Origin of the sequence: Streptomyces sp. NPDC053048 (assembly GCF_044547045.1) — a bacterium.
Lineage (GTDB): Bacteria > Actinomycetota > Actinomycetes > Streptomycetales > Streptomycetaceae > Streptomyces.
This window is the reverse complement of the sequence record NZ_JBITZS010000007.1, coordinates 45,181-59,031: the sequence shown is the minus strand read 5'-3', so window position 1 is coordinate 59,031 and position 13,851 is coordinate 45,181. Positions and strand designations below refer to the sequence as shown.

The following is a 13,851-nucleotide window of genomic DNA, read 5'->3' as shown; positions in this document are numbered from 1 at the left end:
GCGTTGCCGGTAAGTCAGCGGTTGCTGCGGGCGAGGGCTCTGAGCTGGTTGACGCGGGCGTGGACGTCGGCGCCGGCCGGGACGGGGAGCTCGGTGGACGGCGGGTCGCCGTGGCAGGTGCGGCAGAGGCCGCCGGAGAGCGCTTCGGGGTGGCCCGGGGCGCCGCAGCCGGTGCATTCCATCATGCGAGGCGGGAGCACCGATGGCGCCAGTGGCGACGGCAGCTCGGGCGGCAATTTGTCGATGAGCCTCTTGCGGGTGAATCCACCGGGGCTCTGGATGACATCGGGGATCCCGGCGGCGAGGGCCCGGACGAGGTCGGGCGGGGCGATGCCCCGGGCCAGCCACTCGGCGGCGAGGGGTTCGAGGTCGGCGCACTCGGCGGCGGAGAGGCCGAGGCGGGGCTCGACGCGGCCGAGGGTGGCGAGGGCGAGGTAGGCGGGGGAGTGGGTGGGCCGTCCGGTCGACGGTGCGGGCACCGGAACTGGCTCCGGAGCTGGCACCGGAACCGTCTCCGGAACCGTCTCCGGAACAACGCCTTCGGCAAGGAAGCGGCCCCACCAGGCGTCATCCCGTGCGGTGCGGGAGAAGTACGTACGGGAGACCCACTGCGTACGGCCCTCGCCGACGGGTTCCCGGAATCGCCGCAGGTGACCGGCCCTGGAGAGGGCGTTGAGAGCAGTGGCGACGGCCTGTTGCCCATAGGCGGGGATGTGCTTGGCGAGGGTCTTGATGTCGACGGCGGAACCGTCGGGGAGCCGGTCGACGAAGGCGGCGACGGCGGCCTCACGGAGAGGCAGGTGTGCGAAGTCGCTGCGGGTGCGGGGTGCTTGGTCGGGCGCGGATTGCTTGCCGTATCCGGACGCGGCCATGGGAACAGCGGTAAGGTTGGCATCAGCCACGAGATCGACTCCTGATCGATCGAAGGTGGTCAGACCCCCGTTCGGTGTTGTCAGCACCGGCGGGGGTTGTTCGTTGTGGCGCACGCTACACGCCGACAGCGGATGGTGGCGACCAGGTTGCACAAAGTCATCTGACTGTGCTGCGGCGGGACTTGGGAGGGTGGGTGGGTTATCACCCACCGCCCATTCCTTGAAGAAAGCGCTCGAATCCCGGCCCCCGAAGCTCAGGTGTCGGCGGACCGGCGAAAACACCTGTAGCCGCACGGTTGACGACGTCACCCCCGCCCGGCCCCCGAGCTTCGGGCGGGGTGTGTAATGGCCGCAGACGGCCTGCACCCCTATACTCCGGCATATGCAGCCCATGACGATCAGGCGTGCCACGGAACAGGACGCCGAGGCCCTCACCGCGCTGATGCGGAGGTCCGGCGCCTACCAAGGGCAGTACGCCACGATCATCAGCGGCTACCGGGTCACGGCCGACTACATCGACCGGCACCAGGTCTTCGCGGCGGAGGACGCGACCGGGCGGCTCCTGGGCTTCTACGCCCTGGTGCTGGAACCGGCCGAACTGGACCTGGCGTTCGTGTCGGACGACGCACAGGGGACGGGCATCGGCCGACTCCTCGTGGAGCACATGATCGACCAGGCCGGAAGAGCGGGCCTGACCCACGTACGTGTCGTGTCGCACCCTCCGGCCGAGCAGTTCTACCGGCGCCTGGGCGCCGAGCCGGTGGGCAGGATCCCTCCCTCGCCGCCGAAGGTCACGTGGGAACGCCCTGAATTGCGATTCACCACAGGCGCGGCCACGCGTTGATCGCGGCGCTGCGCAGCAAACCGGTTGCCCGGCGCGCGGGTGCACGGTGAGATCGGCCGCATGACGACTCCGCACCGCGGGCGCCTGGACGACGCGCCGCTTGAGCAGCTGTTTCCCGACGCCGGGGAGGACGACTTCGCCCTCGTGCGGCACGCGGCCGCACGACTGACCGCGGCCTGCCCGCCGGGGTTTCGGCTGGAGTGGGAGTGGGAGCCCGGGGTCTTGTCGACGGAGATCACGGTGCACGACGAGGCCGACGACCACCTGTCGTTCCTGCTGGAGGCGGACTGCTCGGGAGAGTTCGGCGACAGCGTCTACTGGGCGGTGATCGTGGCGTGCGGATGCGAGGAGCGGCACGCCACACACGTCGCCGACTCGACCACGCTGCCACTGACCGAGCTGGCGGGCTTCCAGGACTTCGCGCTGGGCTTCGCGTTCGACCTGCTGGCGCAGCAACTCGCCGACTGGCTGGAGGACGAGAAGCGACTGTCCCCGGCCTACTGGCGGTCCACGGCGGGCTTGCCGGCGCCCGGCCCGCGCCCGTCCGCCGCATGATGTGTCCATGGAACATCTGCCGGTCGACGTTCGCGCCTCACTCCGCTTCTTCGCCTTCTACCTGGCGAACGGCACCGTCGACCTCGACCTGCTGGACGGCATCGACTACCGCCCGGCCTTGTTCCGGTTCGGTTCCGCGCTGGAACAGGTCTTCGCGATCTACGGCAATGTGCTGCGGGTCGACGAGAACGGACAGGTGCTGAACGACGGCGACGCGCAGTACCGCGCCGCCCAGTGGATCCGCGCCTACTGCGACCCGGGCTACCAGGTGGAGCCGCCGTTCGAGGAGTGGGAGACGGAACTCCACGGGCCCTGACGGTGCGGGAGCGCACGCAGTCGGACGCACTCGTACGCCATTACTTGACTTGCGGGTAACTTTTCGGTGATCTTACTCGCACCCATGTGAACGGCTTTCAGCGCACGACCGGACAGGTCGTGCGCCGGTGTCGGCTGTCCGCCCCATGTACGAGATGTACGAGGTCTTCATGTCTGGAATCCGTAGATCCTTCCGCCTTGCCTGCTCCGTTTTATCCGCTCTCGCCCTGTTATTGGCCGTCGGCTCCGCCGCCTCGGCCGCTGACCGCCCCGCAACGGTCAGCAGCGGCTGGAACGACTTCACCTGCAAGCCCTCCGCCGCCCATCCGCGCCCCGTCGTCCTGGTCCACGGCACGCTCGGCAACTCCGTCGACAACTGGCTCGTGATGGCGCCCTACCTGGTCAAGCGCGGCTACTGCGTCTTCTCCCTCGACTACGGCAAGCTGCCCGGCGTGCCGGTCCTCTACGGCCTCGGCCCGATCGCCAAGTCGGCCGAGGAGCTCTCCGTCTTCGTCGACAAGGTGCGCGAGTCCACCGGTGTCGAGAAGGTGGACATGGTCGGCCACTCGCAGGGCGGCATGATGCCGCGCTACTACATCAACTTCCTGGGCGGCGCGGGCAAGGTCAACCACCTGATCGGCCTCGCCCCTTCCAGCCACGGCACGACCATGATGGGCCTGACCAAGCTGATGGACAGCGTCCCGGGCGCCCGCAAGGCACTCGGGGGGATGGCCCAGGGCCTCACCGACCAGGCCCTCGGTTCCGAGTTCCTCAAGCGTCTCAACTCCGTCCCCGACACCATGCCCGGTGTCGAGTACTCGGTCATCGCCACCAAGTACGACCAGATCGTCACGCCGCACGGCACGAACTTCCTGTCGGGCCCGAACGTCCGCAACATCCTGCTGCAGGACCTCTGCCCGCTCGACCTCTCCGAGCACATCGCGATCGGCAGCATCGACCGCATCGTCGTCCACAAGGTCGCGGGTCTCCTCGACCCGGCCAACGCCGAGCCCACCACCTGCAAGTCGGTCCTGAGCTGACGCGACGCCGCAGTCCCTACGGGCGTCCCTACCGGTCCGAACCCGGCTCGGCAGGGGCGCCCGAGGTCGTTCCGGGTTTGGTGTAGAGGACCTCGCGGGCCTGTTCCGCCGCGCGGATGGTGCTCTCGGAGACGAAGTCGAGGAAGCGGGCGATGCTCTCGAGGCGGGTGGCGGCCGGGGTGCCGGAGCCGAGGACGCCCACGCCCTGCCGTGCGATCTCGACGACCTGGGCGATGGACCGGGCGCTGGCCATCATCGATTGGTACCAGACGTCGTCGTCGACGATGTAGCGCTCGCGGCGGCGTTCGTCGCGTTCCCGGCGGACGAAGGCCTGGCTCTCGAGGAACGCGATCGCTTTGGAGATGGACGCCGGGCTGACCTGAAGGCGCTGGGCGAGTTCGGACGCCGTGAGACTGCCGGCGTCGGTGAGCGTGAGGCAGGCCATCACCCGGGCCGTCATCGCGGGCATGCCCGAAGCCATGAGGACGGTGGTGAACGTCTCCTCGTAGGCGCCCACGGCCTCGGCGTCGCGCCCGTGGGCCTGCGGGGGCGCCTCCGCCGCCCGGGGCGCGGCCTGCCGGCGGCGCCGGGCGCGGCGTTCGGTGGCGCGGTGGGCCAACTCGGCGCGGTAGGCGGTGGGGCCGCCGTTGCGCATGACCTCGCGCGTGACCGTCGAGGTGGGACGGTCGAGGCGCCTGGCGATCTCCGCGTAGGCGAGACCGTCGGTCAGTCCCAGCGCGATCTGCTGACGTTCCTGCTGGGTGAGCCTGCCGCCCGGCATAGCGGTCTCCTTTGCGTGAGTACTCCTCAGGTTCCCCAACATAGCGTTCACGCTCATTTCATTGCAACGAACAGGCGGCTGCTGTTGCGTTAACGGACAAGGTTGTTGCAATGATTAAACCTCGTTGACCTGCAAGAATGCTGAACTGACGCAACGAGAACGTTGCTTGATAGGTGAAGGCAACGTAGCGTTTCTCTCGTCGGAAACAACGAACCGAAGGACAGTACGATGCAGAAGTTCGACACCCTCTCCCCGATCTCCGCCGTCCTCAACATCCCCGCGGGACGCATCCGGTTCATCGCCGCCGACCGGGCCGACACCACGGTCGAGGTGCTGCCCGCGGACGCCTCGAAGAGCCGCGACGTGAAGGCGGCGGAGCAGGTCACGGTCGCGTACGGCGACGGCGTCCTGCGGATCGAGGCTCCGGCGGCGAAGAACCGGATCCTCGGCAACTGCGGATCCCTCGAGGTGACCGTCCAGTTGCCCGCCGGCTCCCGCGTCGAGGCGAAGGCGGCCAGCGCCGAACTCCGGGGCGTCGGACGCCTCGGCGACGTCGACTTCGATGCCGCGCAGGCCTCGGTCAAGCTCGACGAGACCGCGAGCGCCACGCTCACCCTCATGGCCGGCGACGTCTCGGTCGGCCGCCTGGGCGGGCCCGCGGAGATCAGCACCCAGAAGGGCGACATCCACGTCGCCGAGGCGGTACGCGGCACGGTCGCGCTGCGCACCGAGCACGGCCAGATCTCGGTCGGCGCCGCCGCCGGAGTCTCCGCCGCGCTGGACGCCGGCACCAGCTACGGCCGCATCCACAACGCGCTCAAGAACACGGGCGGCACCGTCGACCTGAACATCCACGCGACCACGGCCTACGGCGACATCGCGGCCCGCAGTCTCTGAAGACGATGCCGGACCGACGGGCCCGTGTGGGGCCCGCCGACGGCACGCGGCGCGGGGTCCCGACGCGCTACTCGCTGGAACCGATATCGCCGGGCGTGCGCGAGACAGTGACGGCATGACCGACTGGGACATCGCCGAACTCGGACCGCACGACCGGCAGGCCGTGACGGACGCCTGCCGCCTGGCCGACGCCATCCTGGGGCGTGGCATGTTCGCCGCCGAACAGGTCCTTGAAGATCTCCGCGGCGGGAAGCTGCTCTTCCTGACCGCATACGCGGGAGAGCCTTCTGCGCTGGTGGGCATGGCGACGGCCCGTGTGCTGGACGACGACGGCTACCGCGAGCTCGTCGCCCCCATGCCGCCGGGCACCCTCCCCGCCGCCCCGCCCTCAGCCGGCGACCGCCGGATCGGGCGGCTGAACGCCATGGCCGTGACGGCGCCGATGCGCGGACGCGGCCTCGGCAGCGCCCTTGCCGCATACCGCACCGAGTGGCTGCGAGAGCGGTGCACCGAGGCATACGTGATTTCCTGGCTGCACAACGGGCAGGGCCGCAGCGACGGCCTGCTTCAGGCTCTCGGCTGGCGGCCGGTCACCGTCCTCCACGACTACTGGCTACCGGCCACAACAACCGGCGACCACTCCTGCCCCCAATGCGGCCGCCCTTGCCACTGCCCCAGCCTGCTCCTCCGCCTGTCCGGCCATTGACCGGAGGTGTCTACCTTCCGCTGTCCTCCGCGAGGGTATGGGCGACGAGGGCGTTGGCGTGGCCGTGCCCCAGACCGTGCTCGGCCTTGAGCCAGCCGACCAGCTCCATGTGCTTGCTCAGGGGCGAAGTACGGATGAGTTCTTTCCACTCGGCTATCGGCCGACCGTACTTCTTCTCGATCGACGGAAAGTAACTGGCAGGGCCTTTCACGGTTTCAGTCATGGCCGCAGCATGCCACCCACCACTGACAACGCGGCCCGGTCTCACCGGGTGCGCGCGTCAGGTCGCGAAGCGGGCCGCGGGCGCAGCCCGGCACGTGCGCCGCCGCAACGGCGACCACGACGGCCTGGGCAGATCCGCCTCCTTCCGCCCCCACCGGATGCCACGCGGCAACCGCTCCGCCACGAACCGGGCTGCCGCCCGGTCCCTTGCCGGCAGCGCGGCAGGGCTCGGCTTGATCGTTTCCGGCAGCCCCGGGGGCCGGAGAGCCCCGTAATCGTCGAACCGACGCGTCCCGCACCGATCACAACGCCAGGCGCCGTCCGCGCCCCGCGACCACCCCGCATGATGCGGGCAGTTACGAGCAGCGCTCACCACCCGTGCACCTCCCGCACATGCCGCCGCACCGCGACCGTCGCCTCCACGGCCGCCCACTTCTCCCCACCATCCACAGCCCGCCGCTGAGCAGTCCGCAACACCACACACTCCGCGCACCCCACGGCCGCCTCCCGCTCCGCACGCGACGCCAGCCGCAACCACTTCGGCGGCACCTCCCACTCCCGCCCACCCCCCGGGTGCCTCAACTGCACCCGAGGCCCCACGATCCCCATCACCTGGGCCAACGTCCCGCTACGCGTGTCGATGACGTACGAGCCCTCGCGGTAGGTCATCACCTCGGGTGTCGGATCCTGCTGTGGCCTGTCGTGCACGGTGTCCCCTTCGAAGGTCTTTCACTGGCTGTACGCACAGGGTCGCGGTGCGGGACTACGCTCCGACAGAGGGGGGCTGTTGCCTGACTGCGCGACAACAAAGGGGAGTTGAGATGTCAGAACGTCCGTCCGAAAGCGATGACTCCGCTCGATGGGTGCTTGCCTTCGAGCTCCGGCGCTTGCGGGAAGAGTCCGGTAAGTCGCTGGCACAGCTGTCGGAGGACACCTCGTACGACCGCACTTACCTGCACCGTCTCGAGACGGGCGAACGCCTCTCCCAGCTTCCCGTCATGGAAGCGCTGGACAGCGTCTACAAGACCGGTGGCCTTCTGACCCGCCTGTGGAGGCTGGCGCGGCAGGAAGTCTTCATGGACCAGTACAAGGAGTTCATGCAGTACGAGGCGAAGGCCGCCATCATGCACAAGTACATGCTGGCCATCCCGGGCCTTCTGCAGACTGAGGACTACGCGCGGGTGGTGCTGTCCTCGAGTCCACCATCAGTCGGTGGAAGCGACGATCTGGAAGATCAGGTAGCGGCTCGAATGGGCAGGCAGGAGCTCCTGCACCGAGAGCCGCCACCGAACGTCCGGATCATTCTCGACGAGGCCGCGTTGCGGCGACCGGCCGCCGATCGGAAGACGTGGCGACATCAGCTCGCCCACATCGTGGGCTCGGCTTCATCGCCGCACATGGTGATTCAGGTTCTGCCGTTCGAGGCAGGGGTGCACGATCTCATGAGCGGATCATTGTCCTTGCTGTGGCTTCCGGATGGGCAGTGCGTCGCCTATCTCGAAGGCAGCAAGTCCGGTGAGTTGGTCGATGGCCCGAACGAGGTCGCCCAGCTGCGACTGTCCTACGATCGCGTACGGGACATGGCGCTCGCACCCCCGGAATCACTGGCGTTCATCCAGCACCTCATGGAGGAGAGCACATCATGATGACCACCGTTGACCCGACCGGGACCGAATGGCGCAAGAGCAGCTACAGCAATGGGGGCGATGCGAACTGTGTCGAAGTCGCGGACAACATACCCAGCGTGGTCCGCATACGGGACTCGAAGACCCTCGACGGACCGGTCCTGATGCTTGCAGCGTCGACGTGGTCCACGTTCGTCGCCACGCTCCGACGTTGACTCGCCCTGAGCCCGCCACGTGGCGGAAGTCCAGCCACAGCGGTCCTGACAACGGCGACTGCCTCGAAGTCGACGACGCGTCTTCTTCCGTCGTCCGCGTCCGGGACAGCAAGAGCCCTCACGGCCCGGCCCTGGCCCTTCGCCCCTCGACGTGGGCCACGTTCGTTGACACTCTGCGGCACTGATTCGGCCAGGTCAGGCGCCGGAACCGTTCACGCGCCGCAGGTCCCTGACGCGTACGTACCGCAGGCCGCACGCGTCCTCGTACGGTTCGCCCTCCGCCCCGAACAGGCTTCGCAGTGGCTGCATCGGCAGCCAGGTCAGGCCGCGGAGCCAGCGGCCCACGGCCTGCCAGAAGTGGGGGCGCCCGGCGTCGGCGTCGCGTACCACGCGCATGACGAGCAGGAACTTGCCCACGGTCGTCCGGAACACCACGGCCCCCAGCACATGGTGGATGAAGGACACACCGAGTATCCACCCGGCCAGGTAGGCAAAGAAGATGCCGCCACTCTTGTCGCCCGCGAACAGCAGGGCCAGCTTGAGACCGGCGAAGAGCGCGATGGCGCCGTCGACCGTGGCGGCCAGCATGCGGCGCTCATCACTCGCCGGCTCCGGGACGGCCGGCGGCTGCGGATGCGCATACGGGGACGGGTGAGGGTGAGGGTGAGGCTGCGGGTGCCCGTACGGGGCCTGGTACGGCTGCGCGTACGGGTGAGGCTGCTGTGGCTGCTGGTGCTGGTAGTCGATCACGGGGGGTCATCCTGCCCCACGACTGTGACGGCTGGTTCTCAGGTTGGTTCCTGAGTAAGTACAGCCCGCCCCCCTCACCCGCCCTGCTGCACCGCCCCCTCCGTGTGCCCCGCCCCCTCATGCCCGTCCGTCGGCTCCACATGCCGCAGTCTGATTGCCGTCAGTACCGCCAGGCCCACCGACAGGACCGCGCAGGTCAGGGCCACCGCGTGCAGGCCCGAGGTGAAGGCCGAGCGGGCCGACTCCAGCAACGTGTCGGCGGCCTCCGCCGGCAGGCGGTCGGCCACCGCCAGGGCGCCGGAGATGGACTCGCGGGCCTCCGGTGCGTCCCCGGCGGTCACCGCGGCGGGCACTGTCACCTCGGACCCGTACACCGCGGTGCCCAGGCTGCCCAGGCCCGCGATGCCCAGGGCCACGCCGAACTCGCCGCCCGTCGCCGACAGCGACGACGCCGAGCCCGCCTTCTCCGGCGGGGCCGAGGCCAGGACGAGGTTGGTCGTCAGGGAACCCACCGGGCTGGCGCCGAAGTAGACGAGGGCGGCGGCCGTGATGACCAGGGCCAGTCCGCCGTCCGCGCCGGCCCGGGTCAGGAGCAGCTGGCCGGCGGCCGCAATCAGCAGGCCGCCCGCGAGGATCACGCCGGGGCGTACGCGGCGTTGCACCATGGGCGTCACATTCACGCCTACGACCAGCGTCACCGCCGGGATCAGCAGCCACAGGCCCGCCCGCAGCGGGCTCAGCCCCGCGATCGTCTGCAGGAACAGGGAGACCATCAGCCCGACGCCGCCCATGATGACCGCGTTGAGCGTGCCGACCATCAGCGCCGCCGTGAACGCCCGGTCCCCGAACAGCCGCAGGTCCAGCAGCGGGTCGGCCAGGCGGCGCTGGCGGACGACGAACGCCGCGCCGACCGCCGCTCCCAGCCCCACGGCCAGGGCCGGCAGGACGTCCCAGCCGTCGCGCGCGAGCTCCTTCAGCCCGTAGATCACCGGCAGCACGGTGGCCAGCGACAGGCCCACGCTGGCCAGGTCCAGGCGGCCGGCGTTCTCGTCGCGGCTCTCGGGGAGGAGGGCCGGGCCGGTCAGCAGGACCAGCAGCATCACGGGCACGGCCAGCAGGAACACCGAGCCCCACCAGAAGGAGCCCAGCAGCAGCCCGCCGACGGCCGGGCCGAGCGCGACGCCGCCCATCATCGCGGTCGCCCACACCGAGATCGCGACGCCCATCTGCCGGGGGTCCTTGAAGATGTTGCTGATCAGCGCCAGCGTCGACGGCATCACCGTCGCGCCCGCGACGCCCAGCACCGCGCGCGCCACGATCAGCAGCTCGGGGTTCGGCGCGTAGGCGGCCAGCGCGGAGGCGAGGCCGAACGCGGCCACGCCGGTGAGCAGGAGCCTGCGGCGGCCGATGCGGTCGCCGAGGGTGCCCATGGTGACCAGCAGGCCGGCGATCATGAACCCGTAGATGTCGGTGATCCACAGCTGCTGGGTGGCGGAGGCGCCCATGTCGGCGCTGAGGTGCGGCAGCGCCAGGATGAGGACGTTGATGTCCAGCATCAGCAGCATCGTGGGCAGGGACAGCACGGCCAGCGCGGTCCACTCCCGGCGCCCGGCGCGGGGGGCCGCATCGGCGGTCGTCATGGTCGTTCGTGCCTCTCGTCGTCGGCCTCGGAACGCCTCATCGTCTTGGCGGCGATCCGGGGCCGGCAACTTCCGGATTGCGGTGTTCCGTAGAGCCGGTGAGGGCACGGCGAGGGCCACGGTGAGGCCACGGTGACGGCACGGCGAAGGGCCCGGCCCGCGGGGTGTCCGCGGGACGGGCCCTTCCGTGGTGCCGTGCGGCCGGGGGTTACGCCGACGGCTTCTGGAAAGCCTTGACCATGGCCGCGTAGCTGTTCTTCGCGTGGCCCTGCTCGATCATCTTCTCCATCAGGTTCTGCGAGTAGCGCGGCAGCTCCGCGTCGACGCCCAGGTGCTCGCTCTCGTGCACCAGGTGCTTGAGGGCCTCGAGGTGGGTCTCGAGCGTGGCGTCGGTGGGGACGAACTTGCCGTCGCCCAGGTCGATCTGGTTGGCGTAGTCGGCCGTGAAGCCCTTGATGGCGTCGAGCCAGCCGTGGGCCCAGGGCAGGAACGCCTTGGCCTCGACATTGGCGGTGCCGACGACCGCGACGCCGTGCAGGAAGGCGTTCAGGGTGCCCCACATCAGGCCGAGCAGCGACACGTCGTACAGGGCCGGCAGGCCGTGGTCGGTGCCGAGGTAGGTGGTGTTGCCGCCGAGCAGCTTCAGGGTGGCCTCGTGGGCCTTGAAGACCTCCTCGTCACCGGCGTAGAAGAGCACGGAGCTCTCGGCGCCGATGCCGGGGGGCGTGATCATGATGGCGCCGTCCAGGTACGTCACGCCCAGGCCGGCGAAGCGCTCGGCGGTGGCGCGGGCCTGGTCCGAGGAACCGGAGGTCAGGTTGACCAGGATCTTGCCCTTGAGGGCCTCGTCCTGGCCCTCGAGGACGGAGTCCATGTTCTCGTACGTCGACAGGCAGACGATCAGCAGCTCGCTGGCCGCGACCGCCTCGGCCGGGGTGGCCGCGAGGACGGCGCCGTCCTTGACGAGCTGCTCGGCCTTGCCGGCCGAACGGTTCCACACGGTCGTCGGGTGGCCGCCCTTGAGGAACGCGGCGGCAAGCGCCTGACCCATCAGGCCGAGTCCGATGACGGTCACCGGGGCGCGGTTGTCGCCCATAACTGTGCCTCCAGAGAAATTGCTTGCTACGTGTACGGGCGCCATGGATTCGGATCAGGCCTTGCGGTTCCCGCGGCCGGCGCTCACGTTCGTAGATTGACTGACGGAATTCATGTGCGACAAGTACCCACTTCAAAGTGGGTACTTACCGCTTGGTAAGGGTCGTTCTATTCCCGCCGACCGGCCCCGATGACGGGCCGGCCGGCAAGCCCGGCCCCGCGGGCCGGGGGGCCGCCTACAGGAAGTCGGTGCCCGGCTCCAGGCCGAGCAGTACCCGGCCCTGCAGCTCGAGGTTGGCGTTCAGCTGGGCGAAGGCGTGCAGCGTGAAGCCCTGGATGTCGCGGTGGAAGCGCTGCAGGTCGACGCTCCGCTTGATGACGGAGCCACCGCTGGCGCTGTAGAGGATCTCCACCGCCTCCTTGGCCAGCTGTGCCGCGAACGCGGTCTGGCCGCGGACGATCGCCTTCTCCGCGTCCGTGGGCTGCTCGCCGGCGTCGGCGCGCGACTGGAGCACGTCCAGCCAGCGGGGCGCCATCGACGCGGCCGCGTCGATCTTGTTGCGGGCGGTGGACACCTGGATCTGGGTGAGCGGGTGGAGCTTCTGGTCGGTCCAGTTGGTGTACGTGATGCCGCGTCCCGGCAGGCGCTCGAGGAACAGCTCGTAGGCGCCCTCCGCGATGCCGGTGAAGACGGCGGCGCAGATGGACATGACGAAGCTCAGCAGGCCGTAGTTGCGGCCGGTGGCACCGGTGTTGGAGCGGTCGCCGGTGGCAGCCGTCATGACCTCCTCGTAGTCCACCGCGTGGTGCGCGGGGATGAAGACGTCCTTGGCGTGGGTCGTCGCGCTGCCGGTACCGGATCCGGAGGAGACGTCCCAGTCGTCGGTGATCGTCATCTCGCTCATCGGGACGACGGCCATGATCTCCTGGTGCGTGCCGTCGGGGCGCTCCACCATGGCCGCGGTGAAGTTCCACTCGGCGCCGCGGCAGCCGGAGTTGAAGTGCCAGGTGCCGTTGAGGCGGTAGCCGCCCTCGACCGGCACGGCGGTGCCGGTGGGGGCGAAGGCGCTGGAGATGCGGACGGAGTCGCCCGCGAAGATCTCCTCCTGGGCCTTGTCCGGGTAGAGGGAGGCGGTCCAGGTGCTGGTGACCCAGATCATGGTCACCCAGGCGGAGGACGGACATCCGCGGGCGATCTCGGTGACCACCTTCGCCATGTCGGCCACGGAGAGCTCGAGGCCGCCGAAGCGCTTCGGCACGGCCATCCGGAAGACACCGGCCTTTTCGAGAAGCTGGATGTTCTCGTCCGGGATCCAGCGCCGGTCCTCGGCCTCGACACCGTTCTTCCGGAGCGTCGGAACGATGCTTTTCACTGCATCCAGCACGGATGCCAGATCCTCATTCGTGGCCATGCAAAGGCTCCTCGTCAGTCCGGTTCCGTCGGCCATGAACGATGCGCGTAATAGCCTCAAGGCACTCCGCTCACGGTGCCCGAAAACCATACTGAGTGGGTGTCACGGTGCCGAGCACGCGCGGTAATGCGGCAGTAATCCGTCCCCGCGAGACGTTCGCCACGGGCCAATTACCGGCCGATTACCGTCCGGTGGACGGGCGATGACCGATCGCGGCGGGCCGCACAGTGGAATGCGTCGCCCATGACCGGAGGCCGGTTCACAGTGTGGCAACATCCGTTGCATGACGATCTCTTGGCCCGAACTTGTGACCGCCGCCGCCGACGAAAGCACCGCCGTTCTGCTGAAGGGCGCCGACCAGAACTGGTCCCGCAGGGCGACCGAACTGGACTGGAACTGTCGTGAGACCCTTTCGCACATCGCGCTCGGCGTGGTGGGTTACGCGGGTCTGCTGATCGCCCAGCCGACCGACCGCTACATCACGCTCTTCTCCTCGATCGACTCCCACGCGCCCGTCCCGGCCGCCCTGGAGGGCATCCGCATCGCGGGCCGGCTGCTGTCCACCACCGTCCGCGACGCCGCCCCCGAGGTCCGCGCCTGGCACCCCTACGGGCACTCCGACGGCCCCGGCTTCGCCGCGATGGGCGTGCTCGAGATGGTCGTCCACAGCCGTGACATCGCGCTGACCCTGGGCATCGACTGGACCCCGTCGGACGAGCTGTGCGCCCCGGTGGTCGAGCGCCTCTTCCCGGACGCCCCCACCGGCTTCGGCGCCGCCGAGACGCTGCTGTGGTGCACCGGCCGCATCGCGCTGCCGGGCCTCGAGCGCCGCGTGGGCTGGCGCTGGGACGGCACCGTCCGCTGACGCGCGGCCGCCCGTCC

The 13,851-nt window shown here is 69.4% G+C and carries 19 protein-coding genes; 10 read left to right on the top strand and 9 right to left on the bottom strand.

Going from position 1 to position 13,851, the window contains the following annotated elements; translation table 11 throughout:
* Positions 1-14: 14 nt before the first annotated feature.
* Entirely contained in the window at positions 15-872 is an 858-nt protein-coding gene (locus tag ACIG36_RS19565; RefSeq protein WP_399929080.1) for a hypothetical protein, read from the bottom strand.
* A 382-nt stretch (positions 873-1,254) separates the two neighbouring features.
* Between ACIG36_RS19565 and ACIG36_RS19560 the strand changes: the two genes are divergently transcribed.
* The 4 genes from ACIG36_RS19560 (at position 1,255) to ACIG36_RS19545 (ending at position 3,626) form a co-directional block, all read left to right on the top strand.
* Entirely contained in the window at positions 1,255-1,716 is a 462-nt protein-coding gene (locus ACIG36_RS19560; RefSeq protein ID WP_399929077.1) for a GNAT family N-acetyltransferase, read from the top strand.
* Positions 1,717-1,776: 60 nt separating this feature from the next.
* Positions 1,777-2,271 carry a hypothetical protein gene (locus ACIG36_RS19555; RefSeq protein ID WP_399929075.1) on the top strand — a complete coding sequence of 165 codons (495 nt, stop codon included), beginning with the start codon at positions 1,777-1,779 and terminating at the stop codon, positions 2,269-2,271.
* Positions 2,272-2,278: 7 nt separating this feature from the next.
* Entirely contained in the window at positions 2,279-2,587 is a 309-nt protein-coding gene (locus ACIG36_RS19550; RefSeq protein ID WP_399929073.1) for a hypothetical protein, read from the top strand.
* A 169-nt stretch (positions 2,588-2,756) separates the two neighbouring features.
* On the top strand, positions 2,757-3,626 hold the full coding sequence (locus tag ACIG36_RS19545; protein WP_399929069.1) for an esterase/lipase family protein: 870 nt from the start codon (positions 2,757-2,759) through the stop codon (positions 3,624-3,626).
* A 28-nt stretch (positions 3,627-3,654) separates the two neighbouring features.
* Here the strand turns inward: ACIG36_RS19545 and ACIG36_RS19540 are convergent, their stop codons facing one another.
* On the bottom strand, positions 3,655-4,407 hold the full coding sequence (locus tag ACIG36_RS19540; RefSeq protein ID WP_399929066.1) for a helix-turn-helix domain-containing protein: 753 nt from the start codon (positions 4,405-4,407) through the stop codon (positions 3,655-3,657).
* A 228-nt stretch (positions 4,408-4,635) separates the two neighbouring features.
* On the opposite strand from ACIG36_RS19540, the gene ACIG36_RS19535 reads away from it, so the two are divergent.
* On the top strand, positions 4,636-5,304 hold the full coding sequence (locus ACIG36_RS19535; RefSeq protein ID WP_399929063.1) for a DUF4097 family beta strand repeat-containing protein: 669 nt from the start codon (positions 4,636-4,638) through the stop codon (positions 5,302-5,304).
* A gap of 115 nt (positions 5,305-5,419) precedes the next feature.
* Entirely contained in the window at positions 5,420-6,010 is a 591-nt protein-coding gene (locus tag ACIG36_RS19530; protein WP_399929060.1) for a GNAT family N-acetyltransferase, read from the top strand.
* Positions 6,011-6,020: 10 nt separating this feature from the next.
* Here the strand turns inward: ACIG36_RS19530 and ACIG36_RS19525 are convergent, their stop codons facing one another.
* From ACIG36_RS19525 to ACIG36_RS19515, 3 genes are read right to left on the bottom strand one after another with little or no spacing between them, the layout of a single operon-like run.
* Positions 6,021-6,233 (bottom strand): DUF4287 domain-containing protein, encoded by a 213-nt coding sequence (locus ACIG36_RS19525; RefSeq protein WP_399929059.1) that lies wholly within the window; start codon positions 6,231-6,233, stop codon positions 6,021-6,023.
* A gap of 57 nt (positions 6,234-6,290) precedes the next feature.
* Entirely contained in the window at positions 6,291-6,605 is a 315-nt protein-coding gene (locus tag ACIG36_RS19520; RefSeq protein WP_399929056.1) for a DUF6255 family natural product biosynthesis protein, read from the bottom strand.
* A complete protein-coding gene (locus tag ACIG36_RS19515) occupies positions 6,602-6,940 on the bottom strand; it encodes a hypothetical protein (RefSeq protein ID WP_399929055.1) in 339 nt (112 codons plus the stop codon). Before ACIG36_RS19515 ends, ACIG36_RS19520 begins: the two co-directional genes overlap by 4 nt.
* Before the next feature lie 155 nt (positions 6,941-7,095).
* Between ACIG36_RS19515 and ACIG36_RS19510 the strand changes: the two genes are divergently transcribed.
* Genes ACIG36_RS19510 through ACIG36_RS19500 form a run of 3 tightly spaced genes read left to right on the top strand, consistent with a single transcriptional unit; the run spans position 7,096 to position 8,257 of the window.
* Positions 7,096-7,878 carry a helix-turn-helix domain-containing protein gene (locus tag ACIG36_RS19510; RefSeq protein WP_399929052.1) on the top strand — a complete coding sequence of 261 codons (783 nt, stop codon included), beginning with the start codon at positions 7,096-7,098 and terminating at the stop codon, positions 7,876-7,878.
* Positions 7,875-8,072, top strand: a complete 198-nt coding sequence (locus ACIG36_RS19505) for a DUF397 domain-containing protein (protein ID WP_399929050.1) — start codon at positions 7,875-7,877, stop codon at positions 8,070-8,072. Before ACIG36_RS19510 ends, ACIG36_RS19505 begins: the two co-directional genes overlap by 4 nt.
* Complete coding sequence (locus tag ACIG36_RS19500; protein WP_399929047.1) at positions 8,039-8,257, top strand: DUF397 domain-containing protein; 219 nt, start codon at positions 8,039-8,041, stop codon at positions 8,255-8,257. The genes ACIG36_RS19505 and ACIG36_RS19500 overlap by 34 nt, the downstream gene beginning before the upstream one ends.
* Positions 8,258-8,267: 10 nt before the next feature.
* Here the strand turns inward: ACIG36_RS19500 and ACIG36_RS19495 are convergent, their stop codons facing one another.
* The 4 genes from ACIG36_RS19495 to ACIG36_RS19480 all read right to left on the bottom strand — a co-directional run bounded on the left by ACIG36_RS19495 (position 8,268) and on the right by ACIG36_RS19480 (position 12,969).
* Positions 8,268-8,660: an RDD family protein gene (locus ACIG36_RS19495; protein WP_399929045.1), complete on the bottom strand. Its 393-nt coding sequence runs from the start codon at positions 8,658-8,660 to the stop codon at positions 8,268-8,270.
* A gap of 236 nt (positions 8,661-8,896) precedes the next feature.
* Positions 8,897-10,462, bottom strand: a complete 1,566-nt coding sequence (locus ACIG36_RS19490; RefSeq protein WP_399929043.1) for an MFS transporter — start codon at positions 10,460-10,462, stop codon at positions 8,897-8,899.
* A 208-nt stretch (positions 10,463-10,670) separates the two neighbouring features.
* Positions 10,671-11,558, bottom strand: a complete 888-nt coding sequence (locus ACIG36_RS19485) for an NAD(P)-dependent oxidoreductase (RefSeq protein WP_399929040.1) — start codon at positions 11,556-11,558, stop codon at positions 10,671-10,673.
* 235 nt (positions 11,559-11,793) lie between these two features.
* The gene (locus ACIG36_RS19480) at positions 11,794-12,969 is read right to left on the bottom strand and encodes an acyl-CoA dehydrogenase family protein (protein ID WP_399929037.1); all 1,176 of its coding nucleotides are present in this window, start codon (positions 12,967-12,969) and stop codon (positions 11,794-11,796) included.
* Between the two features lie 283 nt (positions 12,970-13,252).
* On the opposite strand from ACIG36_RS19480, the gene ACIG36_RS19475 reads away from it, so the two are divergent.
* Positions 13,253-13,834 carry a hypothetical protein gene (locus ACIG36_RS19475; RefSeq protein WP_399929034.1) on the top strand — a complete coding sequence of 194 codons (582 nt, stop codon included), beginning with the start codon at positions 13,253-13,255 and terminating at the stop codon, positions 13,832-13,834.
* Positions 13,835-13,851 lie beyond the last annotated feature (17 nt).

What these genes read in the sequence shown, in the direction of transcription:
- ACIG36_RS19485 (WP_399929040.1), bottom strand. Translation starts at nt 11,558, where the DNA reads ATGGGCGACAACCGCGCCCCGGTGACCGTCATCGGACTCGGCCTGATG.
- ACIG36_RS19565 (WP_399929080.1), bottom strand. Translation starts at nt 872, where the DNA reads ATGGCCGCGTCCGGATACGGCAAGCAATCCGCGCCCGACCAAGCACCC.
- ACIG36_RS19550 (WP_399929073.1), top strand. Translation starts at nt 2,279, where the DNA reads ATGGAACATCTGCCGGTCGACGTTCGCGCCTCACTCCGCTTCTTCGCC.
- ACIG36_RS19540 (WP_399929066.1), bottom strand. Translation starts at nt 4,407, where the DNA reads ATGCCGGGCGGCAGGCTCACCCAGCAGGAACGTCAGCAGATCGCGCTG.
- ACIG36_RS19545 (WP_399929069.1), top strand. Translation starts at nt 2,757, where the DNA reads ATGTCTGGAATCCGTAGATCCTTCCGCCTTGCCTGCTCCGTTTTATCC.
- ACIG36_RS19480 (WP_399929037.1), bottom strand. Translation starts at nt 12,969, where the DNA reads ATGGCCACGAATGAGGATCTGGCATCCGTGCTGGATGCAGTGAAAAGC.
- ACIG36_RS19495 (WP_399929045.1), bottom strand. Translation starts at nt 8,660, where the DNA reads ATGCTGGCCGCCACGGTCGACGGCGCCATCGCGCTCTTCGCCGGTCTC.
- ACIG36_RS19475 (WP_399929034.1), top strand. Translation starts at nt 13,253, where the DNA reads ATGACGATCTCTTGGCCCGAACTTGTGACCGCCGCCGCCGACGAAAGC.
- ACIG36_RS19555 (WP_399929075.1), top strand. Translation starts at nt 1,777, where the DNA reads ATGACGACTCCGCACCGCGGGCGCCTGGACGACGCGCCGCTTGAGCAG.
- ACIG36_RS19535 (WP_399929063.1), top strand. Translation starts at nt 4,636, where the DNA reads ATGCAGAAGTTCGACACCCTCTCCCCGATCTCCGCCGTCCTCAACATC.
- ACIG36_RS19490 (WP_399929043.1), bottom strand. Translation starts at nt 10,462, where the DNA reads ATGACGACCGCCGATGCGGCCCCCCGCGCCGGGCGCCGGGAGTGGACC.
- ACIG36_RS19560 (WP_399929077.1), top strand. Translation starts at nt 1,255, where the DNA reads ATGCAGCCCATGACGATCAGGCGTGCCACGGAACAGGACGCCGAGGCC.
- ACIG36_RS19525 (WP_399929059.1), bottom strand. Translation starts at nt 6,233, where the DNA reads ATGACTGAAACCGTGAAAGGCCCTGCCAGTTACTTTCCGTCGATCGAG.
- ACIG36_RS19505 (WP_399929050.1), top strand. Translation starts at nt 7,875, where the DNA reads ATGATGACCACCGTTGACCCGACCGGGACCGAATGGCGCAAGAGCAGC.
- ACIG36_RS19530 (WP_399929060.1), top strand. Translation starts at nt 5,420, where the DNA reads ATGACCGACTGGGACATCGCCGAACTCGGACCGCACGACCGGCAGGCC.